The following is a 25,975-nucleotide window of genomic DNA, read 5'->3' as shown; positions in this document are numbered from 1 at the left end:
AGGTATGGGATTGTCGCATTGAGGAGCGGATAGGTTACGTCGAGGGGCGGATACAACGCATAGACGGAGGGATACAGCGTCTTGAGGGGACTCTTACCGATATTGAGGGACGACGGGAGATGCAAGAGGGACCTCAACACATTATTGAGGGACGGACACGTAGCATATCGGTGCCTCGACACGCCCATGAGGGGCGCCGTCAGCTCATAGACGTACGTCGTCACGTTCAAGAGGTGCCTCAAAACAACAAAAAAGCGTGCCTTTCGGACGCTTTCCTGTTTACAAAATGCGGCAAAGTAGCACGTTATGAGCTTATCGTTTGCCTCTGCGCGCACATTCTTCGAGGGCGCGCTGGAGATCGGCCTCCGTATAATAATGTCGCGAAAGGACATTTATCCCATGACCAAAGCTAGATTGTTAGAAAAGGTAAGCCAATCCCCGAGAACGATATCTGGATAACTGCCGTCGTCAACCAGCATGACTAAACCTAGACCACCAATGATAAGCATTTGAATAAAGATAGAATACCAAAAGAATCTCTGTTCTTTCTGTGATAAACAAATATTCCTAAAAAATGGGTTGACCGACGGCCAACCCATTATCATGTAAATATGTTCCGGAGATCTTCTAAATCATCCCGACGCTACGTTTTATAAACGACGTCAGATCCGCGCCCTTTAGTAGACCACGTGACAATAGCGCTAAATCAAAGGCTTGTTTCGCTAATTGAGTTCCCTCTTCATCGGAGCTTTCCAAAATCCTTTTAATTAACGGGTGATTCCCGTTGACGGTTACCTTGTAGTTATCCGGCAACGTACCGTAGAAACCCATTCCTCCGCCTGTTTTTGCCATATCTTTCATCCGGCGCATAAACTCATCCTCCGTTACGGATACCGGGAGGGCGTCGGCATGCAAAGCATCAACTTCCACTTTCATTTCTGCTCTAGCAATCGCCTTTTCAAAAATTTCAGAGGCTTTCTTGGATTCCTCTTCCGATAAGGATAGTGTTTGTGTTTCCTCTTTCTCAATCAATTTGTCAACGACGTCCGCATCCACTCGTTTCGCCTGAATTTTTTCACCGCCCTTTTGTTCCAAATATCCGACGAAATGATTATCCAATTGACCATCCAGCACCAAGGTATCGTACCCCTTGTCGCTTACCGAAGCGATGAAACCATCTTGTTGTGACGGATCATTGGTATATAGGTATACGATATTGCCGTTTTTATCTACTTGAATATCTTTTACTTTTTCGTAATATTCTTTCAGTGTATAATTTTCACCCGCTATATTAGATAACAAACAAAAATCATTAGCTTTCTCCGCAAACTTTTCATCACTCAACATACCATATTTGATAAAGAGCGCAATATCGCTCCATTTTTGTTCAAAGTTTTTACGGTCTGCTTTAAATAACTCATTGAGCTTATCAGCAACTTTCTTCGTGATATAATTATTGATTTTCTTGACGTTGCTATCCGCCTGCAGGAAGGATCTAGACACGTTCAATGGGATATCTGGAGAATCAATAACACCTTGTAACAACATCAAAAATTCCGGTACAATGTCTTTCACCTCATCCGTGATAAATACCTGACGGGAATACAATTGAATTTTGTTCCGCTGTAGTTCCATCTCGTTCTTTATTTTCGGGAAATAAAGAATACCGGTCAAGTTGAATGGATAATCTACATTGAGGTGAATCCAGAATAAAGGTTCATCCATCGAGTAGGGATACAATTCCCGATAGAATGCCAAATAATCTTCATCTTTCAACTCGGATGGCGCTTTCGTCCATGCTGGTGTCGTATTATTGATAATATTATCGACCTCTACCGATGTATATTTCGGCTTGCCCTCCTCGTCTTCCCCATCAGGCTGTGATTCTGTTTTTGTTCCGAACCGAACCGGAACAGGCAAGAAGCGCGCATATTTATTTAAAATTTCACCTAAACGGCTTTCACTCAAAAACTCTAAAGATTCTTCGTTGACGTGAAGAATCACATCAGTACCACGCTCGGTGCGCGTACCTTCACTTATTTCGTAAGAGGTACTTCCGTCACACGTCCAATGTGCCGGGGCAGCTCCTTCCTGAAAAGATAAGGATTGAATCTCTACCCGATCGGCTACCATAAAAGCAGAATAGAAACCAAGACCAAACCGGCCGATAATCTCGTTCGCGTCATTGGCTTCTTTAAATTTTTCCATGAATTCCGTAGCACCGGAAAAGGCGATCTGGTTAATATATTTTTTGATTTCTTCGGCGGTCATACCGATTCCACGGTCCGAAATCGTAATGGTCTTAGCGTTCTCGTCAAACTTCACATCCACCGTTAAATCGCCTAGTTCCCCTTGAAATTGTCCTAAAGAAGATAGGCGTTTTATTTTTTGGGAGGCATCGACGGCGTTGGATACGAGCTCGCGTAAAAAGATTTCATTATCAGAATAAAGAAACTTTTTAATCACCGGAAAAATATTCTCGGTATGAATCGAAATACTACCTTTTTCTTGCATATATTTTTACGTTTTTTTTTAATCTATAAAGTCCGCAAACATCATATCAAGTAACATTCCATTTATCTTTTTCAGGACAGGATGACAGTTGTCACAAAAAAAAATGTAAATTAGACAGTCTCGTGACCATTAAATGCAAAAAATATGAAACTCTCCTCCTGCTTTTATGCGATACTTCTTCTTCATGTAGGTTGTTTGCCCATCGTCTTTGGCCAGCATGCGTCTGTACAGGACCAGCAACCTTATCCTACCATAGGTAGCGTAATACGATACGATGTGGCACTAGATGCTATTATAGACAGTACGGCAACCGCCGAAATTATCGCAAAAGGTTTTGTATGGAGTGAAGGTCCTTTATGGATAGAAAGTGAAAAGATGTTATTATTTTCGGATGTGCCTACCAACACGATCTATAAATGGACGGCAGAAAAAGGCACCGAAATTTATTTAACGCCTAGTGGATATACCGGCAGCGAACCTAACCACCGGAAAGAGCCGGGTAGCAATGGCTTAGTGCTCGACCCTAATGGTCATTTGGTGATGTGTCAGCATGGTAACCGTCAGGTCGCCCGGATGGAAGCCTCCCTAAAACAACCTCATGCTAAATTTCAACCGCTAGCTCATCAATACGAGGGCAAGCGGTTAAGTAGTCCCAACGACGCCGTATTTAATGAGGCCGGCGAGTTGTTTTTCACAGATCCACCCTATGGATTACCGACGCAACGCGACGATGATCCGGAGCGGGAAATCGCTTTTAATGGGGTATATCGCGTAAAACAAAATGGCGATACCCAACTGTTGACGGATAAGATTAGTAAGCCCAATGGTATTGCGTTCTTTCCTAATGAACAGAAGCTATTGATCGGCAACTCGGATCCTCACGCAGCCGATTGGTATATACTAGATTTGACGGCACCCATTATAACGCCCAAATTATTTTACAGCGCCACGAATGAAAGGACCGGTTTAACGGGTTTACCCGATGGCCTTAAAATAGACCGTAAGGGCACTGTATACGCGAGCGGTCCGGGCGGTGTCTGGATATTCAACGGCACCGGAAAACCCCTTGGCAAAATAGCGTTGGAGGATGCGGTATCCAATGTCGCGTTATCGACAGACGAAGCAATACTTTACATCACCAATAGCGACAAAATCTTACGTATCCAACTGAAAAACTAACTGTTATACGAAGACACCAAAACTTTGTTGAACGAGTTGTGCCAGTTGACTAACGGGAATTGACGGCTCCGATCCACCGCTCGTCGTCCATGCTTTAGCCTCCGGATTAAATTGCAAGGTATAGGAAACCTGGTCATCTTCTACCACGTTAAAAAAATGGGTTTGTAAATCGTATGTAACATGAAAGTTTATCGTCCTTCCGTTTACTTCTTGTGTAAATGTTCTACTTAAATTCATGGTAAACAAATTATATCCGGTACTAAAAGAGTCTTATATTGATTGATTAGGCGCTCCCAATGCCGGATGGATTCAACTATTAAACGCTTAATATACCCCGGAAACCACGTGCCGCATAGTATGATTCTGCTCCGTTGCCCCCCGTTGCTTCCATTTGGTAAAGTGACGCGAGCTTCTCTGGATTAGCGACAAGTTTTTCTTGTATTTTCGTCCAATCTAGACCGGAATGACGTGGCTCATTTTTAGCAAACCGTTGATAGAGGGTTTCCAAAACCTCGTCTATTTGGATGGCTGAAAGGGCGTGTTTTATTGTCATGATTTAAGCGTTTAGTTATATAATAACGAATATACAATATTTCCGTTTTAGGTAAAATAAAAAGCCGGCCTTTCGATAGAGAAAAACCGGCTTTGAAAATTGTTTTAATAAAGCTCTTAAAGTTGCTTGCTAAGCTTTTCTACCAATACCGACTTCGGTACTGCACCAATTTGTTTGTCCACGATTTCGCCATTTTTGAAGAACAACAAAGCAGGAATGTTACGGATACCAAACTTAACAGAAATATCCGGATTATTGTCCACATTTACTTTTCCTACTACTGCTTTTCCATCATATTCTGTAGCGATTTCATCAACAATAGGACCAACCATGCGGCAAGGGCCACACCACTCTGCCCAAAAATCAACCAAAACAGGTTTGTCGGATTTGAGAACCAGTTCTTCAAAATTGCTGTCTGTAATTTCTAATGCCATAATATTTAATTTTTCTGATTTTCTCTAACGTAATAAACAAAGATAAAGATTTGACTATAGATAATCGTCATTGGCTCTTCACAAATTTTTATATGCTATCAATTTAATTTATATTGTACACCCTCGATTTTTTCTAGCCCGTCCAAAAATTCGTTCGTTAAATTTATTTTCATCGATTTTGCGGGCATTTCTATGGCTAACTCTTCTTGGATATCCAATATTTTAAACTTAAGCTGGCAATTACTTTCTACGCCTTCTTCTTTCGTCGACTCGACTAAGCGGTACATTTGCTGAACGAACTGATCATTTAAGAGATGAAGTGGACAATTTATCGTGAATGATTTTGCCATTTTATCCCGAAGCTCCGAAAGCAACTGTATATTTTTCAATTCAAAACCCCAATTCCCTGCCTGTCTGAACCGCTCTTGGACCAATCCCCTTATCTGTACAAAAAAACCTTCCTGCAAATACCCCCGAAACTTGACGTAATCTTCTCCAAACACCATAATCTCAAATGATTCACTGTAATCTTCGATGATAAAAGAACCAAATGGTTTTCCATTCTTAGAAATTCTATGATTTGCCGCGGCGATGATACCGCCTACAACCACCTCCTTATTTTTTATACGGTTAAATTCCAACAAAACTACCTCTTCTACTTCACTAGCTTTGACCTTGTTGATCAAATGAAGGTCGATAACTCTATTCTGGCAAAAATGTTTGACTTCAAATTTATAATTATCGAGCGGATGACTTGTTAAGTAAATACCGATAACATCCTTTTCATATTTCAGCTTTTCGATGAGTCCCCAAGGCGGACATGGAGCCAGTACAGGTTCCGGTAATTCCGTCGCGGCCGAGCCTCCAAAAAGACTTGCTTGCGCCGAATTTTCGTTCTCTTTTATGCGCTGACCGTATTTGATGGCTTTCTCAAGCCCCGTAGAATTGTCTCCATCCGTATGAAAATACTGTGCCCGGTGCGTATTGGTAAAACTATCGAAACCACCAGCATACGCCAAACTTTCAAATGCTTTTTTATTCGCCGCGCGAAGATCAATACGCTTGGCGAGGTCGAAAACGGATTTGTATTTACCGTCTTTCTCTCGGGTTTGGACAATGGTATCTACCGCTCCGGCGCCAACACCTTTCACCGCCCCCATTCCAAAGCGAATGGCTCCTTGCTCGTTCACGGTAAATTTATAATACGATTCGTTTACATCAGGCCCCAATACTTGAAGTCCCATCCGCCGACATTCTTCCATAAAGAAGGTTACGGTCTTGATATCGTTCATGTTGTTGGACAGTACTGCCGCCATATATTCCGCCGGATAATGAGCCTTGAGGTAAGCTGTTTGATAAGCCACCCAAGCATAACACGTAGAGTGTGATTTATTAAAAGCATAAGACGCAAATGCTTCCCAATCTGTCCAGATTTTCTCGAGTATTTTCGGGGCGTGTCCATTTGCAGCAGCCTGTTCGATAAATTTGGGTTTCATCTTATCCAACACCGCTTTCTGCTTTTTACCCATCGCTTTCCGTAAAACGTCCGCGTCACCCTTAGAGAATCCTGCCAATTTTTGCGACAGAAGCATCACCTGTTCTTGATAAACGGTAATTCCATAGGTCTCTTTCAGATATTCCTCACAGGCTTCCAGATCGTAAGTAATAGGTTCTATACCGTGCTTTCGTTTAACGAAAGATGGAATATATTCCATAGGTCCGGGTCGGTACAGTGCATTCATCGCAATTAAATCTGCAAATACCGTAGGCTTCAGCTCCTTCATGTATTTTTGCATCCCCGGAGATTCGTATTGAAACACTCCTACCGTTTCACCACGCTGAAATAGTTCATAGGTCTTGGTGTCATCTATAGGGAAATTATCGGGATCAAGATCAATACCATGACGAAGTTTTACGATAGCTACCGTATCCTTAATTAACGTTAAGGTCTTCAGCCCTAAGAAGTCCATTTTTAATAACCCGGCGCTTTCTACCACCGAGTTATCAAACTGCGTGACGTACAGATCTGAATCCTTTGCTAACGATACCGGTACGAAATTCGTAATATCGTCTGGCGTAATGATAACGCCACAAGCATGGATTCCCGTATTCCGCATAGACCCCTCCAGAACACGGGCTTGTTTGATGGTTTCCGCCTCTAAGCCAGCACCGTCAGCCAATGATTTTAACCGGTTCACCGCTTCCATCTCTTCTGCGCGCAATGCTTCTTTCATCGATTTATCATCCATCGAGAAAATCTTGCTCAATTTGAGGTTAGGAATAAGCTTTGCAATTTCATTGGCATCCTGCAAAGGTAAGTCCAGTACACGCGCCGTATCCCGTATAGACGATTTAGCTGCCATGGTGCCGTAGGTAATGATCTGTGCAACCTGCGAAGCGCCGTATTTGTCGATAACGTATTGCATAACGCGACTTCTACCTTCATCATCAAAATCAATGTCGATATCGGGCATCGAAACACGATCTGGATTTAAAAAGCGCTCAAAAAGCAAATCATACGCAATGGGATCCAAATTGGTGATTTTCAAACAGTAAGCAACAGCCGAGCCAGCCGCAGAACCACGCCCGGGCCCTACAGAAACGCCCATCTTACGAGCCGCATCGATAAAATCGTGCACAATAAGGAAGTATCCGGGGTATCCCGTCCTTTCTATCGTTTCCAGCTCAAAATCTAAACGTTCTCGAATACTCTCACTTATTTCTCCATACCGCTCCTTCGCACCTTCATAACTCAAATGGCGCAGGTAGGCATTTTCTCCGCGTTTACCCCCGTCCAGCTCATCTTCTGGGTGTCGAAAGTTTTCGGGAATAATAAATTTAGGTAGGAGTACGTCCCTATTTAACGAATAAACCTCAATCTTATCTAAGATATCCTGTATATTGATAATGGCTTCGGGCACATCTGCAAATACCCGTTTCATTTCATCAGCCGACTTAAAATAATACTCTTGGTTAGGTAAGCCAAACCGGAAACCGCGCCCCCTACCCTTTGGTGTAGATAATTTTTCTCCATCTTTTACACAGAGTAAAATATCATGGGCATGCGCGTTGTCTTTACTGACATAATAGGTATTATTTGTACCGATCAACTTCACATCATGCTTGTTTGCAAGTTGAATGAGCGTTTGGTTCACCCGATCTTCATCTTCCTGACCATGCCGCATCAGTTCAATATAAAAATCGTCTCCAAATTGCTGTTTCCACCATATCAACGCTTCTTCTGCCTGGGTCTCACCGATGTTTAACACTTTACTAGGAATCTCACCGTATAAGTTTCCCGAGAGTACAAGCAGATCTTCTTTATATTGTTCGATCACGGACCTGTCTATACGCGGGACATAGTAAAACCCTTCTGTATACGCAATCGACGACATCTTTGCTAAATTGTGATACCCCTTTAGATTTTTTGCCAAAAAGACAATTTGATAACCATTGTCTTTTCTGGATTTATCTTTTCGATCTTCACATACATAAAATTCGCAACCAACGATCGGTTTCAAGGGACGACCTACAGGAGGCTTACCTTGCGCTAAGGCTTCCGCATTTTTAGCTTCGATTTCCTTATTATATCCCAGCGCTGTATTTACGAAGTGAAATGCCCCCATCATATTACCATGGTCCGTAAGAGCGACGGCTGGCATATCTGCCTTCGCAGCTGCCGCTACCAAAGCAGGAATAGAGATGGTAGACTGTAATACAGAAAACTGTGAATGATTATGGAGGTGAGCAAACTCCGCATTATCGAGTGCCTTCTTGAGTGCTTCATCTATAACAACGGTTGGTTCGTCCGTCTTTTGAGCAGCGCGTATTGCATCCGATGCAGCTTTTAAGTTAATGTGTTTTAAACCCACAGACGCAATCGTGTGCGGATTGTGTTGGTTAAAATCGACGAAATACCCGGTATCTACCTGAAGTTCATCCGACGTAAATACTTCTCGCCTAATGAGTTCGAAAAAACAACGTGTCGTCGCTTCTACGTCAGCCGTCGCATTATGAGCTTCCGCAAAAGGAATTCCGAATAAATAATGATGAAGTTCGGTTAGCGTAGGTAATTTGTAACGTCCGCCACGACCTCCCGGAAGTTTTAACAACTCCGCAGTAACTTCTGTACAAGTATCCAATACCGGCATGGCCGCTAGCGGGGAATCCACTCCGTAACGGTAGAACTCGCTCCCCATAATGTTAACATCAAACCCGACATTCTGTCCGACGATAAACTTTGCCTTGGCTAAAGCTGCGTTAAACTTGTCTAATACTTCAACAAGCGGAACTCCCTCCTTTTCTGCTAACTCCGTCGATATACCATGGATCTTTTCCGAATCATAAGGGATATTAAAGCCATCTGGTTTAATTAAATAATCCTCATGCGCTATCAGATTTCCCATTTCATCATGTAGCTGCCAGGCTATCTGAATACAGCGGGGCCAGTTATCGGTGTCGGTAATGGGCGCGTCCCAACGCTTGGGCAAACCCGTTGTCTCGGTATCAAAAATTATATACATCAAATTCCCTTTCTCGTCACAAAAATTAATCGCTTCCCCACAAAATTAAACAAATAAAGATATGGAAGACGTTTGTCATGACAAAACACGATGCGTTTAAAACACTTTTTAATAAGAACCACATTTGTGTTAAAATATGTTAAAAATAACAGAACCGATAATAGTTTTGAATCGCCTACGTTATAAAGGTATAATTTCATAATTTAGGTTAATAATTGGTTTGGTAAAATCCTGGGGCTCCCGCTTCAGGATTTTTCGCTTTATAGGATCAAACTTGTATTTTGGAACGCATAAACTTCACATAAAAAAGAAGGCCTCCATCCGGGCGGAAAGAGGCCTAACTAACCAATTATAACTTGCCGCCATGCTCTAGCGGACTGAATTATGAATTGCTAAGTTAACGAAAAAATAACGTTATGCAAATTAACACACCCTTATTTTTTCACTTCTCCGTTCCGTCTCCGAATCTCATTTGTAACGTTCTTCGGCTATTTTTTGCCGGACGACTAAAATTCGTTCCTCGTCTAACGGCAAATACGCATACTCATAAACGAAAAAATAAATTTGTCCTCTAGCCGTCATAAACTGACCCGTAAAGAATTCAAAATCAAGCCCTCTAGATAGCAATTTATCACGGGATACCTTTTGCATTTTTTCTTTACCGAGTACCTCAGACAAAACACGCCGATTCCGCTTTAATACATCGTTGATTTTTCGCACAAAACTGTTAGGAATACTGTTTTTTTGATTGTTGTAAGCATTCCGACAGCCGTCATCACAATAGCGTTTATCCGACCGTCCAACAACAGGCTCGCCACAAGCCAAACACATACGTTTTTTCATGTTTACATAATTCTTTTAGTGCCCAAACGTTTATAATCGCTTATAAACGCATATAATTGGTTAACTACCGGCTAGCCTAGACCAGCTTTCGCAACTTTGAAATGTCAAAAGCAACGCTACTGACACGATAAAACTAATATAACTATATCAAAATTGCAACTAAAAATTCAATATTATGAATACTTTAATCAATGTAGTACAACTGATCGGACGTCTGGGAGCCGATGTGGAAGTAAAAATGACAACAACCGGCACGAAAGTTTGCAATGTACGTTTCGCAACAAATGAGTACACTAAGAACAGCCAAGGAGAATGGGTAGAAACTACTTATTGGCACAACTTGGTTTTCTGGGGTAGACTAGCGGAACATTTAGACAAAAAATGTAAAAAAGGGACCCGACTCTTAATACAAGGTTCATTACTTTACCGAGACTATATCGACGTTAACAACATCAAAAGAGAAATCACTGACATTCGGGTACAGCAGTTTGTTGTACTCGATGCCAACCAGGCAAATACATCCATGGAAGCAACTTCGATGGTTACAGACGACGAAGATACGCGCTAATATCTCCAACAAAATAGGGGTGCTTCTTGTGAGAGACACCCCTATCTATTAAGATACCCTATCTTTTTCTTAAAAATCCCAACCGGCAGCCTCTGCCACTTTTTTAGGAATATCCGTATTTTCCATCTTGTGAGAAAATTTTTCTGCTCCCGCTCCTATAGCAAAAACGGGGATATAAGCGGCGGAATGCCCCCCTGAAGCCCAACTCACCGATCCCTTCTTATTCAATATATTAATAGCTTCGCTAGCCAGTTTATCGTCGTTCGCATACAAACTTTTTGTCGTTTCTTCCTTATGCTGTACAAAGCTTTTCTCGTAAATAGCCACAAGTGCTTCTTCTTCCTCCTTACTCACTGTTACTTCCGCAAAGAGGCCGACGTTATCCGTCAAAACACGTTTTACTTCTTCCCAGCTCACGTCGTCATTTGTAGATCTTAAACTCGTCAATATTTGAGATAACGCGCCTTGCGATACCCGTTGGTTTGCCAGCAGCTTCGTATTCAAGCGACTGCTCCCGTTACCTATCGCAATTCCTCCTGTCTCATGGTCTGCTGTGACAAGTAGCAAAGTTTCTTCTGGAAATTTTTCATAGAATGCGAATGCCCGCTTAACCGCTTCATTAAAATCTAATACTTCCCGAATAGTCGTTGTTGCGTCATTCGCATGAGACGACCAATCAATCTTCCCGCCTTCTACCATTAAAAAGAATCCGTTCTCATTTTTTGACAACGAAGTAATAGCGGCATCGGTCACCGCTGCTAAAGTCAAATCGCCGTCTTTCTGATCAATGGCATATTTCAACGCAGCGGGATCCTCTTCCTTTGCCTGCATTAAAATTATTTTATCAGCTGTTTGCTGCACACGGTTATAGTCATCTAAGCCATACGCTAACGTATATCCTGCTTGCGTAAATTGCGGAAACAAAGAAGGAGCATCCTTTTTATCCGAACTTTTATCTGGACTTAAAAATCCCGCTCCGGCAAAAAAATCAAAATTAGATTTTATGAGATCCTGCCCAATTTCATAATAATTATTACGACTTGGCTGATGCGCATAAAAGGAAGCTGGAGTAGCGTGATCTATACTTACCGAGGTCGTAATCCCCACACCGAAGCCAGCATTTTTCGCTGCATAAGCGATGCTTTTATAAGTAACGGTCGCCGTGCTATCCATTCCGATTACGCCATTTTTGGTTTTCTTGCCAATGGCCAGAGCCGTTCCGCCGGCTGCAGAATCTGTCACACCGTGAGACAAAGAATAAGACGTCGCGAATGTGGCGTAAGGAAAGGTAGAAAATACAAGCGGAAATACCGTATTACGATCTTCCTGTGCCGCTAGAAAGACTTCTGTCAAATTTATCTGGTTTAAACCCATTCCATCCCCAATCATAAAAAATATATATTTGGGCTTTTGTGCTAATGCGCCAAATACAATAGACACAAGGAGGCAAAGAACTAACAAACTTTTCTTCATTTTTTTAAATATGTTTAACGCGGATAAAATTAAGACTTTATTATAAAGTTTATGTTAAATTACGACCAAATCTTATTTCATAAGCGATGCCGGTTTTGACTAAAATCTTATTTTTGCAAATATGACGACACAACAGCGAGACATGATTGTCCAGGATTTTGAAAAATATATGCGCTATACTTTACACCAAGCTACTCCTTTCACTTTAGAAGCTTTTGCGGCATTTGCGACCTCCTTAATCAATTTTTACAGCGGAAGTAAACTTATTGAGAACACCGAAAGAACGGAAAGCGCTTTGTTACTTTGTCGTTCGTTTAATGCTGGACTGGGTAATCAGATCAGCGGGGAAGATATCCACGAAATTGCAAATCTTATCGTGTCCGACGACACACTTGATTACACCCTTTTAAACCCCATATTTTCCCATTAATGTGGCCTCGCGAGAACTAATTTAAAAATCAGTTTGTGAATATAAACCATTTTATCTATGTTTGGATGTTTTTTAAAAAGAGGGGGATTAGCTCAGCTGGCTAGAGCGTTTGGCTGGCAGCCAAAAGGTCATCGGTTCGACTCCGATATTCTCCACAAAACGGAAGCGAGGCAGGACCAGATGGTCTTTGCCTCTTTTCTTTTATTCCTGTACGGTCCACACTAGCTTATCAATAGCGTATCCCGCACGTTTGGCATAAGCAAGGTATTTTTGCTTGATGTCTTCGGGTATCGTCTTTTCACGAGAAAGTATCCACATGTAGTCGAGATTCTCGCCAAATACTAAAGCGTAACGGTAGTCCTCATCCAGCATCACTACATTATATCCCGAATAAAATGGACCGAAAAAAGACACTTTTAAAGCCCCCTCCTCTTCCGTTCTTACAAAATTAGCTTTACCTATGCTTTGCTTATATTTTTCCTTTACCGCATCATATCCCTGATTGTTGACGCGAATACTACCGTCCTCATTCTGTGAATAAGTAGCCATTACGTTTTTAAGGTTTTTTTCCCAATAAAAATCCAGACGGGCTATCTCATACCAGTCGCCTAAATATTTTTCTTTTTGGAACCCCTGTATAACGGCGACATTCGATTTAATAGGCTTTAATAAATTATACAGCGCTGTACCGGCGGCAACAGCCGTTAGCAGTAAAAATGATTTTTTTCTATCCATATTCTTTAAACCCAAAAGCGCTATAAAAGTTTGGCGATAAATTTCTAGTTTTGAAGTCGGTCAGCGAAATAGTGCAGAAGCTTATGTATTCAAAAGAAGAGGCAAAAAGATTAAAAGAGCGATTTTGGACAAACTTTGGCCAGTTTATGTCCTTAGTTCCTAATGAAGAAGGCGTAAAAGTCAATTGGGTTAATTATAAAACAGGCATCAAACATCTTTACTTCCGCATGGAAGCAGATAACAAAGCCGCCAATATTTATATTGAAATCAGCCACCCGGATGCAGGGATAAGGGAATTGATGTTTTCGCAATTCCTTACATACAAGACGATATTGCATGCGGAACTGGATGAAGAATGGATTTGGCACCCAGAACATTACGATGAATACGGTAAGAACACTGCTCGTATCGGAACACAGTTAGACAAGAAAATTTCGGTTTTCAAAGAAACAGACTGGCCCGAATTAATCCAATTTTTCAAACCACGGATGATCGCCTTAGACCATTTTTGGAGCAACGCTAAATATGGCTTTGACATGTTTAAATAACGTCTTTCCCTTCCTTATCGTAACGCTGAGCAATTACTGTTACGACCAATATCTGAAAAGCATGAAATAGCATCAATGGAAGAAAATAGAGGCCTGCGCTAGGGGAATGAGCAAACAAAAATTTACCAAATACAGAACCATGGGTCAGCGATTTTTTAGATCCACAAAACAAAGCTGTAATCTGATCTTCTTTGCTAAACTTAAAAACATGTTTAGCGAGAAAATAAATCAAGCCGTAAACCCATACAAAAAGGAAAACCACGCCCACAGAAATCCATAACAGATAGAAGGACCCCGTACTTGCGAATATGCCGCTTACAAAGGATTCAGCGAAACTACTATATACAATAAGCAGAATAATTGACTTGTCAAATAATCCCAACTGCCTGTTATGATTCCATACCCATTTGCCAAAATAAGGTTGTAACAATAATCCGATGATCACGGGGAGGATGATCTCTTTAATTAGCCCCCAGTAGACATCATTTAATATGTCAACATCGCCAAAATCAAGAAAAAACTGCATCCATAACGGCGTAACTACCACACCAATTAACCCCGATATACTCGCGTTGAAAATGGCTGCAGGAACATTTCCACGGGCGATGGAAACCATGACCACGGAAGAGGACACCGTAGAAGGTAAGGCTGCCAGAAAGAAAAAAGAAAGCCAAAAATCACCTTGCAGTTGTGTTTGGATAAACGGGTAGAAAGGCAGCAAAAGCAAAGGAAACAATACGAATGTGACGGTTTGCACCAGGAGGTGGAGCCGCCAGTTACGTAACCCTGCTTTCAGTTGTGGAAAACTTAATTTAAGTCCATAAAAAAAGAAAATAAGTGATACCCCGACACTCGTGATCCAAGCAAGAACCTCACCCTCTTCCCACAGATATAGTTGTGGAAAAAAATAAGCTACTGCTATAAAACAGAATAGCGCCAGAATAAAACCATCAATTTTTAGTTTCATACAGACTTATATGAAATAGAGACGCAACATGTTATTGCGTCTCTATCAATATTTATGCATATGTTCGTTAACCGTAAGGTTAAGAAGACAACTTGCCTAACGCCTCTTTTATGCGTCTTAATGCTTCTTTAAGATTTTCATCGGAAGCTGCGTATGAAAGTCGAATGTAGTTATTGTTTCCAAAAGAGTCTCCCCCTACAGTAGCCACATGTCCTTCGTTAAGCAGATAGAGCGCAAGATCCGAAGAATCCTTAATGATATTCCCTTGCGGATCTTTCTTTCCAAAAAACGAACTGATTTCAGGGAAGAAATAGAATGCCCCCTCCGGAAGATTTGTTTTCACACCTGGGATATCGTTCAATAAATCGTACACCAATTTACGCCTGCGTAAAAAAGCTTCCTTCATTTCATTTACACTTTCCAAACCATCGTGGTAAGCAACGATACCTGCCCGCTGGGCGATAGAACACGTACCAGAAGTTGTTTGTCCCTGTAATTTATCGTTAGCTGCAGCGATTTCCTTATTAGCGGCGATATATCCTAAACGCCAGCCTGTCATCGCAAATGCTTTCGAAAAACCATTTACAATGATCACACGATCCTGAATAGGCTCGAACTGCGCAATCGATTCATGTTTGTCGATGAAATTAATGTGTTCATAAATTTCATCCGATAAAATGAAAATTTGCGGATATTTTTCAAAAACCTTCGCCAAAGCAGCTAATTCATCTTTGCTATATACAGAACCTGTAGGATTACACGGCGAAGAAAACATAAACAATTTCGTTTTCGGAGTAATAGCGGCCTCCAACTGCTCTGGTGTTATCTTAAAGTCCGAGTCAATATCCGTATCGATGAATACAGATTTCCCCTCCGCTAATACCACCATTTCGGAATACGAAACCCAATATGGTGTAGGAATAATGACCTCGTCTCCTGGATTGATTAACGTCAAAATAACATTTGAAAGAGACTGTTTAGCTCCGGTCGAAACAACAATCTGTGAAGGTTCATACGTCAAGCCGTTTTCATTCTTTAACTTATTGACAATTGCTTGGCGCAATTCGGGATACCCTGGTACAGGAGAATAGCGCGTATAATTCTCATCCAAGGCTTTCTTTGCGGCATCCTTTACATTATCAGGCGTATTAAAGTCGGGCTCACCCACACTTAAACTGATTACGTTAATACCTTTAGACGCCAATTCGCGCCCTAATTTTGTCATTTTCAGCGTTGCCGATTCGGATAAGTTATTAATCCGATCTGATAGATATGATGTCGTGCTCATGACTACAAATATATACATAGTCTCGATTTATCGTAAGGAAATTTTTAAGAAATCTTCTTTTGTAGGTCTTGGTAGTCAGATCACAGGGTATCGGATTGGGCTTCAGGCACAAAATCCCTAGTTTAGATACTTCAAACCTAAGCGCAAAGCATAACCAATGGCTATCCCTACCACGAAGCTTGCTAAGGTTCCGACTAGGATATATTCGGTATATTTTGTGTCTTTTGCATTGGTTAAGTCGCCAAAACGAAAAATAGATTTCGCGCCTAACAAAAAACCTATGCCTGACAAAAAACCTACTTGGATGAAAAGCACAATCAGCAAACGTTCCATAATACCAATGAGCATTCCAGCATCAACAAGAGAATGCGTCGGTTTGGCAGCCACGTCCTTTTCAGACCTCCATTTGCTAAAGAAAACACGTAACATAATCGGGCTAACAAACACGATCAGCACAAAAGCTAACAAATACAAGAGATTGTTTGCTGACCATAACATTGACCAATCTATCGATAATCCATAAACATATCCTATTACCGCTATTAAAGACAACAGATGCGCGGTCTGATCGGCGACGAATAACAGAAAGGTATGACGGGGAAACTTTTTTTCAAAATAAATCTTACCACTATCTATCACGAGATGTGCACAACCTACAAATAATATTATTTGCCAATGCTGGGATAATTCGGGAAGAAAAAATAATAGCAGTAAGCCGACATGAATAGCAATATGCAAGAGTAAATAACCAATATTTTCCTGCCGTTTCTGCACCCATTTTTTGGGTTGCAGCACAAAATCACCGATAAAATGGGCAAGCAGGAGTTTCAAGAAAAAAATACTCATAACGCTAATATTTCTTTTGTACAATAATCCAGCGCCCGTTTTATTTTGGCGTAGCCTGCTTTCTGTAATTCCGTACTCACCTGACTTTGGTATTTCTTATCCAGCATTTTAGCCAGTTCAGCTTGGCTGGCATCTTCATGCTGGAAAGCTACTTTCACGGTTTCCGCCATATTAGTCGTCCAACGCGTAGTCAGCTCTGCAGCCAGCGGCAACATCACATTACATAGTTCATCAAGTTTAGGATAAGCCGATTTAAATAAAATAGTTTCCTTTTTTAGGTCTTCGAAGGCTTCTCCCGAATGAATCAGTGCAGACCCGAAGGAGTTTTTAATACGTGGTGCATGATAGTCCTTCGTACCGATACCTACACCGATACGTACGTCCAAATTAAAGGCCCGCATAGCGGCTTTAATATAAAATGTAGCCGTCAACACATTTTCAAGGGTGAGTTCTGCTTGGAAACTGTCTCCACGGAAAATATCAAATTTTTCCGTGTATAAACCTATGGCGTTCTCCAGCCCCGGCACCCATACTTTCGGATCCACCGAACGCGATTTGATGATGTCGCCTGATATTATCGCTATCATATCTATCTTTTATTCAAAGATAAATATACCCGAGCATATCACCAAAAATAGTGATAAGTAAAAATATCATTAAAAACAATGATAAACCCACTTATCACTAAAAATAACAATAAACACGGTATGGTCTTAAATCGCCTATCACACGACGATATTGATAATCTTACCTTTCACAAAAACGACCTTCTTTACCCCTTTTCCATCTAAATAACGCTGTACATCTGCATTTCCTAAAACGATTTCCTCTACTGCTTTTGGATCTAAATCCAACGCGAGGGAAAGGTTCATTTTCATTTTTCCATTCACAGAAACCGGATAAGCAAATTCAGATTCCACCAAGTATTCCGGACGGAAGGGAGGATAAGTTGCATAGGAAATGGTGCCCGCCTCATTTCCTAACAACGCCCATAATTCTTCGGTGATATGCGGCGCATAGGGTTCCAGAACAATGATAAGGTCTTGCAGTATTTTCCGCTTATTACATTTCAAATCGGTCAGTTCGTTTACGCAAATCATAAACGCAGAAACAGACGTATTAAACGAAAACCTTTCGATATCCTCCTCTACTTTTTTGATAATTTTATGGAGTGCTTTATATTCCGCTTTGGTAGGCTCTTCATCAGAAATAACGAGTTTTCCTTCCGCATCATGGAACAGACGCCACACCTTACGTAAAAATTTATATACCCCCTCAATACCATTTGTATTCCAAGGCTTTGATTGCTCAAGCGGCCCTAAGAACATTTCATAAAGACGAAGGGTATCTGCCCCGTAAGTTTCTATAATGTCATCTGGATTAACCACATTGAATTTAGACTTTGACATCTTTTCCACTTCGGTACCACAAATATATTTGCCGTCCTCCAAGATGAATTCCGCATTTGCAAAATCAGGTCGGAAAGCTTTAAACTTAGCCGTGTCAAGCACATCATGATAAACGATATTGACATCCACATGCAGTGCCATCGTACTATACTGATCCCGCAAGCCATGAGACACAAACAAATTTGTTCCCTTACCTTCGTCGTCCAGCACCCGATAAACAAAGTTAGAACGACCTTGAATCATCCCCTGATTAATTAATTTTTTAAACGGCTCTTCCTCGTTGTGATACCCCAGATCCTTCAACACTTTATTCCAGAACCTTGAGTAAAGCAAATGACCGGTAGCATGCTCTGAACCACCTATATATAAATCAACCGACTTCCAATAATCAACAGCTTCTTTAGCCGCGAAAGATTCCTTATTTGTCGGATCCATATAGCGAAACCAATACCAAGAGGAACCTGCCCAACCCGGCATCGTGCTCAACTCATAATCATATTTCCCCTGATACTTCCATCCGTCCGCTCTACCCAATGGCGGCTCCCCCGTTTCTGTCGGTAGATATTTGTCTACCTCCGGCAGCAACAATGGCAGCTCTTCTTCTTCTATTAAATAAGGTAGTCCTTCTTTAAAATAAACCGGCACAGGTTCTCCCCAATATCGCTGGCGACCAAAGATCGCATCCCGCATCCGATAATTTATCTTTGCCTTACCCAAGCCCAGTTCTTCCAAACGTTTGATCAAGGCGGGTACGGCCTCCTCGTAGACCATGCCATCAATGAAATCCGAGTTGATATATCGGCCTTCCTTCGTAGCATCAGCCTCTTCCGCGATATCTTGCACGTCCGAAATAGCTATAATCGGCAAATTAAAATGCTTTGCAAAAACATAATCTCGCTGATCGCCAGACGGGACCGCCATCACGGCCCCCGTCCCGTATCCTGCCAAAACATAATCTGCGATCCAAATTGGCACATCTGCTCCGGTTAATGGATGCTTAGCATAAGAGCCCGTAAACGCACCCGATACCGTTTTGGTATCAGCCATACGGTCTAACTCCGATTTCTTCGCAGTTTTCTCTTTATAAGATTCAATTTCAGCCCGTTGACCTATCGTTGTTAAAGTATCAACTAATTCGTGTTCCGGGGCCAAAACAATAAAAGAAACTCCAAAAATAGTATCCACGCGCGTCGTGAAAACTTCAATATTCGATACGAATTGCGGAAGCGGAAATTTCACCGATGCCCCCACAGATTTCCCAATCCAGTTACGCTGCATTTCTACTAATGGCTCAGGCCAATCTACCGTATCCAAGCCCCGCAACAAACGGTCGGCATAGGCGGTAATACGCATGGACCACTGCATCATTTTCTTCTGCTCTACCGGATATCCTCCTCTTTCAGATACACCATTGATTACCTCATCATTCGCCAATACCGTTCCCAATGCAGCACACCAGTTCACCGTACTTTCTCTTAAATAAGCTAACCGGTATTTTAGCAATTCCAGCTGTTGTGTTTCTTCCGAAAAGGCTTTCCATTCTGCCGCAGTAAATAGCGTCACATCCTCATCACAAACAGCATTAACCCCTTCTGAACCATTATTTTCAAATCTCTTAATTAAAGAATCAATAGGCTCTGCTTTATCGGCATCTACGTTATACCAAGCATTAAAGAGCTGCATGAAAATCCACTGTGTCCATTTATAATAATCCGGCTCAGAAGTGCGTACTTCCCGGGACCAATCGTAGGAAAAACCGATATTATCCAATTGCTCCCGATAACGTTTGATGTTGGCTTCCGTCGTAACAGCCGGATGTTGCCCGGTTTGGATAGCATATTGTTCGGCTGGCAATCCGAAGGAATCATACCCCATCGGATGTAATACATTAAAACCTTTTAATCTTTTATATCGTGAAAAAATATCGGACGCAATATACCCTAACGGATGTCCCACATGTAACCCTGCGCCAGATGGATAAGGAAACATGTCTAAAACATAATATTTAGGTTTATCCGTTGTCGCAGCAGGCTTAAAGGTGCCTTTCTCCGCCCAAAACTGCTGCCACTTCTTTTCTAACGACTGATGATTGTATTCCATAATGATATGCTGAATCTAAAAGAGATGCGAAAATAGCCATTTTACCTCAATTTAGGTAGATTAAATTTTAGAATAGGCAATAAAATCGGTATATATGCTGTTAAATGTCTTAGGTGCCCTAACAAATTATTCGAACGAATAGTTTCTTAAATGCACATTATTATTTACTTTCGCATCATAATAATAGATTAAAAGAGCGTATGTCTACTTACGAAGAAGGTTCACCAAGAAAGAAAACCAAGTCTGTTTATGTATCTACGGTGATTAGCATTGCCTTGGTATTACTGATGACAGGTTTGTTGGGCTTAATTTTGGTACATGCTAAAAACCTATCAAAATACGTTAAAGAAAATATCGTCCTCAATATCATTGTAAACGACAACGTAAATGAAGGAGATGTCCTCGCTATGCAAAAAGACCTAGAGAAGGACCCTTACGTTTTACGTACCGAATACATCAGTAAAGAACTGGCCGCTAAAAATCTAAAAGAAGATTTAGGAGAAGATTTTGTCGAATACCTGGGGCATAATCCCTTGTTACCATCGATCGATGTGTATTTGAAAGAACAATATGCAAATACAGACAGTATACAAACCTTTATTCAAAAATCTGCTAAAAATAGCCGCGTAAAGGAAGTGGTTTATCAGGAATCACTTATCGATATGGTCAACAAAAACATCCGTATCATCGGGATAGTCGTTCTCGGCTTCACCATCGTCCTGTTAATTATAGCCGTAGCGCTAATCAATAATACCATTCGTTTAGCAATCTATTCGCAACGGTTTCTGATCAAGAGCATGCAGCTTATTGGCGCAACGAAAAACTTTATCCGCAAACCCTACTTGCTATATGGAATCTTTCATGGTCTGTTAGGGGCTTTAATTGCGATTTTATTATTGATATTTACGTTGCAATTTGCACAACAGCAAATTCCAGATTTAGTATTCCTCCGCAATTGGTATGAGTTTGGTGCGATTTTCCTTATCGTCGTCGCGCTAGGTATCGTCATATCAGGCTTCAGCACGTATTTTGCGGTCACCAAATATCTGAAGGCAAAATCGCATAGCCTATATCGATAGTCATCACGCGATGAATTCAGGGAAATAAGTAACAATAAAAAGATGTCAGAAAAAAAACAACAACATACTTCACAGCCAAAATCCGGCTTTGTTTTTGAAAAAATAAACTATCAGCTATTCGGCGCAAGTGTATTGGTCGTTATACTCGGATTCTTGCTCATGATGGGTACAGAAGACATTTATAGTTTTACCAAAATAACACTGGCTCCCTTTGTAGTTGTTCTCGGATTCGCTTTAGGGTTCGTAGCCATTTTATACAAACCCAAAAACAAAAAAAATAACTAAGGATGACCTATTTTCAGGCGATTGTTTTGGCAATCATCGAAGGATTAACAGAATTTTTACCTGTTTCTTCAACAGGTCATATGATTATCGGAACGGCATTAATGGGCATGGAGCCCTCTCCTTTCGTCAAATTATTCACCATCGTTATACAGCTCGGCACGATTCTTTCCGTTTTAGTGCTGTATTATCGAAGATTCTTTAAGTCGTTAGACTTTTATTATAAACTGGCCGTGGCCGCAATTCCAGCGTCTATCCTAGGTCTTGTCTTGAACGACTTCATCGATTCTTTATTAGAAAGTCCGTTGATGGTAGCCGTCATGTTGGTCATTGGTGGTATAATTTTATTGTTTGTAGATAAGTGGTTTAACCGGCCGCAAGTTGATGACTCGGATGAAATCTCTTACAAACAGGCATTCATTATCGGTTGGTATCAATGCCTAGCCCTGATTCCCGGCACATCGCGTTCGGCAAGTACCATAGTTGGCGGTATGACCCAAAGCCTAACACGCAAAGCTGCCGCCGAATTTTCCTTTTTTTTAGCGATCCCCATGATGCTCGGAGCATCTGTGGTTAAACTGTATAAGTTTCTAAAAGAAGGACATGTTTTTACCAGTGAGGAAATAAACCTGCTTCTTATCGGAAACCTGGTAGGCTTTATCGTCGCTATTATAGCGATAAAAAGTTTTATTAGCGTACTGACTAAATACGGTTTTAAAGCGTTCGGTTGGTATCGTATTATTGTGGGACTCGTGATTATCGGACTGTTAATTAGCGGGCGTAGTCTGGAAATTATATAATGACAAACGTAGAAGAAACAATAACTTCTCCATTTGATTTTGTCGGAGGTGAAGTACTATTGGTGGATAAACCTTTGGAGTGGACAAGTTTTGATGTGGTTGGTAAGCTTCGTAATAGCATAAAACCACAAAAAGTGAAGGTAGGCCATGCTGGAACATTAGATCCCCTAGCAACGGGATTATTGATTATCTGCACAGGCAAATTCACCAAAAGAATAGACTCCTTTCAAGCCGAAGATAAAGAATACACCGGCATCATTTCCTTAGGTGCCACTACCCCTTCTTACGATCTGGAAACAGCCGTTGATCAAACATTTGATTATAGCCATCTCACCGAAGCTGATATCTGCGACATGACTTCGCAGTTTGTAGGAGAACTAGAGCAATTTCCTCCCGCCCATTCTGCCATCAAAATAAACGGCGAACGGGTCTACGAAAAGGCCCGTCGTGGTGAAGAAGTAGAATTAAAAGCCCGCCGTATCATGGTGAAAAGTTTTGTGATTGAAAAGATTGAAATGCCCGAAGTACATTTCCGGATCAATTGCTCGAAAGGGACTTATATCCGTTCTATTGCCCATGATTTTGGAAAAGCGCTAGGAATTGGCGCGCACCTCCGTCAACTCCGACGGACCAAAAGTGGAGATTTTCATGTGGATGATGCATGGGATTTGCAAGATTTAATTAAAAAAATTAAATTACATAAAACGACCCTTTCAACAACAGTAGACAACAGCTAATTATACGTAGTGAAGATATATAAAAGTTTAGATGAGTTTGAACCGTTATCGAATGCGATCGTCACCATCGGGACATTCGATGGGGTACACATCGGGCATCAAAAAATATTATCCAAATTGAGAGAGTGCGCGGCAGAAAGAAACGGAGAGACGATCTTGCTTACTTTCTTCCCCCATCCTCGTTTAATCATCAACCCCGATGATGACAACCTGCGTCTCATTAACGATATCGAAGAAAAGACCCACCGGCTGGCGCTCTCCGGTATTGATCATTTAATTATCACGCCTTTCACCCGCGACTTTTCCAATCAAACAGCCGAAGAATACATTAGTAATGTGCTAGTGGGACGGTTAGGTACCAAACAGATTGTTATCGGGTACGATCATCACTTTGGTAAAGATAGACAGGGCTCTATCAAAGATTTAAAAGAGCTCGCTGAAATATACGATTATACCGTCGAGCAGATTCCCGAACAAGATATCGAGGATGTAGCCGTATCCTCCACCAAAATCCGGGAATCTTTGATTAAGGGGGACATTGAAACCGCCAATAAATACTTAGGTTATCCCTTTGAGCTAACCGGTACGGTTGTCCGCGGCGATCAAATTGGACGGGAAATTGGCTTTCCTACAGCAAATCTCAACATCCACGAAGCACACAAGCTTATCCCTGCTTACGGCATTTATGCGGTAGAAGTAGAGATTTACGCGAATATGTCCACCGTACACACCGGTGAGTATATCACGCCTCAGCCCGATCGCATTGCAAAAGGAATGGCTTATATCGGCACGCGGCCAACGGTCGATGGGATGACCCGCAAAATAGAGATCAATCTGTTAGATTTTAAAGACGATATCTATTCCACCACCCTACGGGTAAAATTCCTGAAATTTATTCGTCACGATCAGTGGTTTGATTCGCTGGAGACGATGCGCGATCAAATTAAAGCAGATGAAAAAAACATTCGCAACTATTTTTCACTCTAGCTTAAAAAGCTATAGTATAGTAGGGTAATAGCATGTACCTAAATCTTTTAAAGGCGTCAGATCGACTGGTTCCCGGAAGATGCCATACACGGCCGAACCAGATCCAGACATGGAAGCGTATAGTGCTCCACTTGCATACAACGCCAATTTAACTTCCCGAATGCAGGGATGCTGTTCGAAAATACCCTCTTCAAAATCGTTGTTGACGTAATATTTCCAATCCTGTACGGGGAGCTTCAACAATTTTCTTAAATCCTCTCCAGACGGACGTGGCGTTACATGTTGGTAAGCCTCCGCCGTTGCGATGTTTACCGACGGTTTTATAAGCACGACAAACTTATCCGATAAATCCAATGTGATATCCGAAAAATCTGTTCCAATTCCCTCCGCATACTGCGGTGTATTCTGAATAAAAAATGGGCAGTCTGCACCTAATTTTTCGGCTTCCTGCTCCAATTCGGAGATGGAAAGGCCAAGATTAAATTTCTCGTTCAGCATTTTTAACACAGATGCAGCGTCAGATGACCCTCCGCCTAACCCTGCGCCGAAAGGGATTTGCTTATGTAAATGAATATGGACGGCGGGCAACCGATATTTTTCAGCCAGTAAATGATGCGCCCGAAGACATAAATTATCCGACCGGACCGACAAATCCATCCCTGTTATCGTCAGTGTTGTTTCTAAGGCATTTGGTGCATCCGTTATTTCAATAATATCGTAAAGCGGAAAGGGATAAAAAACAGATTCCAATAAGTGATATCCATCGGAACGCTTGCCGACGATATTTAGTCCGATATTGATTTTAGCGTTAGCAAATGAAATCATATACAATATTACTTAACTTTCGTTATAAATTGTAATGTGGTTTAGAGAATAAAGGAGTATTTCATTTTCGTGTCGCTCGAGCCGCGACGTGGCTTACACATTTTTTCTGATATGCATAGGATAAAATCCTGCCAAAATGAGGGTACCTCAAAAATCTGTTTGGCAGGATTTTGCCCCATAAAAGGCTTATTTACAATATGCTTTTTCATCAAAAAACAGCCCTAAAAAGTATTTAAAGTTGTTTTTTACATACTTGCAGTAACAACCATAGAAAAATAAGAAACGTCTAACAAAAACAAAAAGTCATCTAACAAAGACAAAAAAACGTCTAACGAAAACGAAACGTCAGATGACGAAAATGAAACGTCAGATGACTCAGCAAAATTAACTGAAGCATATTTTGTTCCGACAGCCAATGTTTTCATATTGTCATCTGACCAAGTAAATTTACCAGTCGAAGATTTTGTTCCGTTAAAAGCTGTCGTGGCATTGTATCGATATAAAAACAATTCCTCGCGCTACCACGCAAAAATATGTGTCGAAAATTTTGCACGGCATCGATATAAAAACAATTCCTCGCGCTACCAGGCAAAAATATGTGTCGAAAATTTTGCACGGCATCGATATAAAAACAATTCCTCGTGCTACCAGGCAAAAATATGTGTCGAAAATTTTGCACGGCATCGATATAAAAACAATTCCTCGCACTACCACGCAAAAACATACGACAATGATTTCCGTCGTTATCCAGAACGAAACAAATAGGTAGGCTATTTTTTCTGCGGTTCTTCGTTTTTTTGTACTTTTACGTAATTCAAAATAACATACACGGTATCAAAATAAAAGGCATTTTAT

At 41.2% G+C, this 25,975-nt stretch carries 24 protein-coding genes and 1 tRNA gene; 11 read left to right on the top strand and 14 right to left on the bottom strand.

The genetic code is table 11. From position 1 onward, the window contains the following. Positions 1–119 precede the first annotated feature (119 nt). Positions 120–413: a hypothetical protein gene (locus tag LKO28_RS00290; protein ID WP_227692494.1), complete on the top strand. Its 294-nt coding sequence runs from the start codon at positions 120–122 to the stop codon at positions 411–413. A gap of 214 nt (positions 414–627) precedes the next feature. Here the strand turns inward: LKO28_RS00290 and htpG are convergent, their stop codons facing one another. After that, a complete protein-coding gene (htpG, locus tag LKO28_RS00285) occupies positions 628–2,514 on the bottom strand; it encodes a molecular chaperone HtpG (RefSeq protein ID WP_227692493.1) in 1,887 nt (628 codons plus the stop codon). Between the two features lie 144 nt (positions 2,515–2,658). Here htpG and LKO28_RS00280 point away from each other — a divergent pair, with 144 nt between their 5' ends. After that, positions 2,659–3,693 carry an SMP-30/gluconolactonase/LRE family protein gene (locus LKO28_RS00280; protein WP_227692492.1) on the top strand — a complete coding sequence of 345 codons (1,035 nt, stop codon included), beginning with the start codon at positions 2,659–2,661 and terminating at the stop codon, positions 3,691–3,693. 3 nt (positions 3,694–3,696) lie between these two features. On the opposite strand, the gene LKO28_RS00275 is transcribed toward LKO28_RS00280, so the two are convergent. From LKO28_RS00275 to LKO28_RS00255, 5 genes are all read right to left on the bottom strand, one after another. Beyond that, complete coding sequence (locus LKO28_RS00275) at positions 3,697–3,930, bottom strand: hypothetical protein (RefSeq protein ID WP_227692490.1); 234 nt, start codon at positions 3,928–3,930, stop codon at positions 3,697–3,699. A 79-nt stretch (positions 3,931–4,009) separates the two neighbouring features. Beyond that, positions 4,010–4,246, bottom strand: coding sequence for a DUF4256 domain-containing protein (locus tag LKO28_RS00270; RefSeq protein WP_227692489.1), 237 nt, complete (start codon positions 4,244–4,246; stop codon positions 4,010–4,012). A 116-nt stretch (positions 4,247–4,362) separates the two neighbouring features. Then, on the bottom strand, positions 4,363–4,680 hold the full coding sequence (trxA, locus tag LKO28_RS00265; protein ID WP_227692488.1) for a thioredoxin: 318 nt from the start codon (positions 4,678–4,680) through the stop codon (positions 4,363–4,365). Positions 4,681–4,778: 98 nt separating this feature from the next. Further along, a complete protein-coding gene (dnaE, locus tag LKO28_RS00260) occupies positions 4,779–9,203 on the bottom strand; it encodes a DNA polymerase III subunit alpha (RefSeq protein WP_227692486.1) in 4,425 nt (1,474 codons plus the stop codon). Positions 9,204–9,671: 468 nt separating this feature from the next. Next, positions 9,672–10,046, bottom strand: a complete 375-nt coding sequence (locus LKO28_RS00255) for a hypothetical protein (protein ID WP_227692485.1) — start codon at positions 10,044–10,046, stop codon at positions 9,672–9,674. Between the two features lie 175 nt (positions 10,047–10,221). Here LKO28_RS00255 and LKO28_RS00250 point away from each other — a divergent pair, with 175 nt between their 5' ends. Continuing rightward, positions 10,222–10,614, top strand: a complete 393-nt coding sequence (locus tag LKO28_RS00250; protein WP_227692484.1) for a single-stranded DNA-binding protein — start codon at positions 10,222–10,224, stop codon at positions 10,612–10,614. A gap of 69 nt (positions 10,615–10,683) precedes the next feature. Here the strand turns inward: LKO28_RS00250 and LKO28_RS00245 are convergent, their stop codons facing one another. Next, on the bottom strand, positions 10,684–12,087 hold the full coding sequence (locus LKO28_RS00245) for an alkaline phosphatase (RefSeq protein ID WP_227692483.1): 1,404 nt from the start codon (positions 12,085–12,087) through the stop codon (positions 10,684–10,686). A gap of 121 nt (positions 12,088–12,208) precedes the next feature. Here LKO28_RS00245 and LKO28_RS00240 point away from each other — a divergent pair, with 121 nt between their 5' ends. Continuing rightward, positions 12,209–12,517 carry a hypothetical protein gene (locus tag LKO28_RS00240; RefSeq protein ID WP_227692481.1) on the top strand — a complete coding sequence of 103 codons (309 nt, stop codon included), beginning with the start codon at positions 12,209–12,211 and terminating at the stop codon, positions 12,515–12,517. An 81-nt stretch (positions 12,518–12,598) separates the two neighbouring features. Beyond that, positions 12,599–12,672 (top strand) — tRNA-Ala (locus LKO28_RS00235). Positions 12,673–12,718: 46 nt separating this feature from the next. Here LKO28_RS00235 and LKO28_RS00230 read toward each other — a convergent pair. Continuing rightward, on the bottom strand, positions 12,719–13,252 hold the full coding sequence (locus LKO28_RS00230; protein WP_227692480.1) for a lipocalin family protein: 534 nt from the start codon (positions 13,250–13,252) through the stop codon (positions 12,719–12,721). A gap of 83 nt (positions 13,253–13,335) precedes the next feature. Between LKO28_RS00230 and LKO28_RS00225 the strand changes: the two genes are divergently transcribed. Then, on the top strand, positions 13,336–13,800 hold the full coding sequence (locus LKO28_RS00225; RefSeq protein WP_227692478.1) for a DUF4268 domain-containing protein: 465 nt from the start codon (positions 13,336–13,338) through the stop codon (positions 13,798–13,800). Here the strand turns inward: LKO28_RS00225 and LKO28_RS00220 are convergent. The 5 genes from LKO28_RS00220 to leuS form a co-directional block, all read right to left on the bottom strand. Then, a complete protein-coding gene (locus LKO28_RS00220) occupies positions 13,793–14,767 on the bottom strand; it encodes a bile acid:sodium symporter family protein (protein ID WP_227692477.1) in 975 nt (324 codons plus the stop codon). The genes LKO28_RS00225 and LKO28_RS00220 overlap by 8 nt on opposite strands. A 79-nt stretch (positions 14,768–14,846) precedes the next feature. Continuing rightward, a complete protein-coding gene (locus LKO28_RS00215) occupies positions 14,847–16,055 on the bottom strand; it encodes a pyridoxal phosphate-dependent aminotransferase (protein WP_227692476.1) in 1,209 nt (402 codons plus the stop codon). A gap of 117 nt (positions 16,056–16,172) precedes the next feature. Next, on the bottom strand, positions 16,173–16,901 hold the full coding sequence (locus tag LKO28_RS00210; RefSeq protein ID WP_227692475.1) for a DUF3307 domain-containing protein: 729 nt from the start codon (positions 16,899–16,901) through the stop codon (positions 16,173–16,175). After that, positions 16,898–17,488, bottom strand: a complete 591-nt coding sequence (locus LKO28_RS00205; RefSeq protein ID WP_227692474.1) for a SatD family protein — start codon at positions 17,486–17,488, stop codon at positions 16,898–16,900. Before LKO28_RS00205 ends, LKO28_RS00210 begins: the two co-directional genes overlap by 4 nt. Before the next feature lie 138 nt (positions 17,489–17,626). Next, the gene (gene leuS / locus LKO28_RS00200; RefSeq protein ID WP_227692473.1) at positions 17,627–20,410 is read right to left on the bottom strand and encodes a leucine--tRNA ligase; all 2,784 of its coding nucleotides are present in this window, start codon (positions 20,408–20,410) and stop codon (positions 17,627–17,629) included. A 200-nt stretch (positions 20,411–20,610) separates the two neighbouring features. On the opposite strand from leuS, the gene LKO28_RS00195 reads away from it, so the two are divergent. The 5 genes from LKO28_RS00195 to LKO28_RS00175 are packed head-to-tail and all read left to right on the top strand — an operon-like array spanning position 20,611 to position 24,295. Further along, positions 20,611–21,489, top strand: a complete 879-nt coding sequence (locus LKO28_RS00195; RefSeq protein WP_227692472.1) for a cell division protein FtsX — start codon at positions 20,611–20,613, stop codon at positions 21,487–21,489. Positions 21,490–21,531: 42 nt separating this feature from the next. Then, positions 21,532–21,774, top strand: a complete 243-nt coding sequence (locus LKO28_RS00190; RefSeq protein ID WP_227692471.1) for a DUF3098 domain-containing protein — start codon at positions 21,532–21,534, stop codon at positions 21,772–21,774. 2 nt (positions 21,775–21,776) lie between these two features. Then, complete coding sequence (locus tag LKO28_RS00185; protein WP_227692470.1) at positions 21,777–22,571, top strand: undecaprenyl-diphosphate phosphatase; 795 nt, start codon at positions 21,777–21,779, stop codon at positions 22,569–22,571. Continuing rightward, positions 22,571–23,308, top strand: coding sequence for a tRNA pseudouridine(55) synthase TruB (gene truB / locus LKO28_RS00180; RefSeq protein ID WP_227692469.1), 738 nt, complete (start codon positions 22,571–22,573; stop codon positions 23,306–23,308). Before LKO28_RS00185 ends, truB begins: the two co-directional genes overlap by 1 nt. 9 nt (positions 23,309–23,317) lie before the next feature. Then, positions 23,318–24,295: a bifunctional riboflavin kinase/FAD synthetase gene (locus LKO28_RS00175; RefSeq protein ID WP_227692468.1), complete on the top strand. Its 978-nt coding sequence runs from the start codon at positions 23,318–23,320 to the stop codon at positions 24,293–24,295. Between the two features lie 9 nt (positions 24,296–24,304). Here the strand turns inward: LKO28_RS00175 and ispE are convergent, their stop codons facing one another. Continuing rightward, positions 24,305–25,120 (bottom strand): 4-(cytidine 5'-diphospho)-2-C-methyl-D-erythritol kinase, encoded by an 816-nt coding sequence (gene ispE, locus LKO28_RS00170; RefSeq protein WP_227692467.1) that lies wholly within the window; start codon positions 25,118–25,120, stop codon positions 24,305–24,307. Between the last annotated feature and the right edge of the window lie 855 nt (positions 25,121–25,975).

Source organism: Sphingobacterium sp. FBM7-1 (assembly GCF_020687765.1).
Classification (GTDB): Bacteria; Bacteroidota; Bacteroidia; order Sphingobacteriales; family Sphingobacteriaceae; genus Sphingobacterium.
Note: the sequence above shows the minus strand (reverse complement) of the source record. Positions and strands in the feature narration are given on the sequence as shown.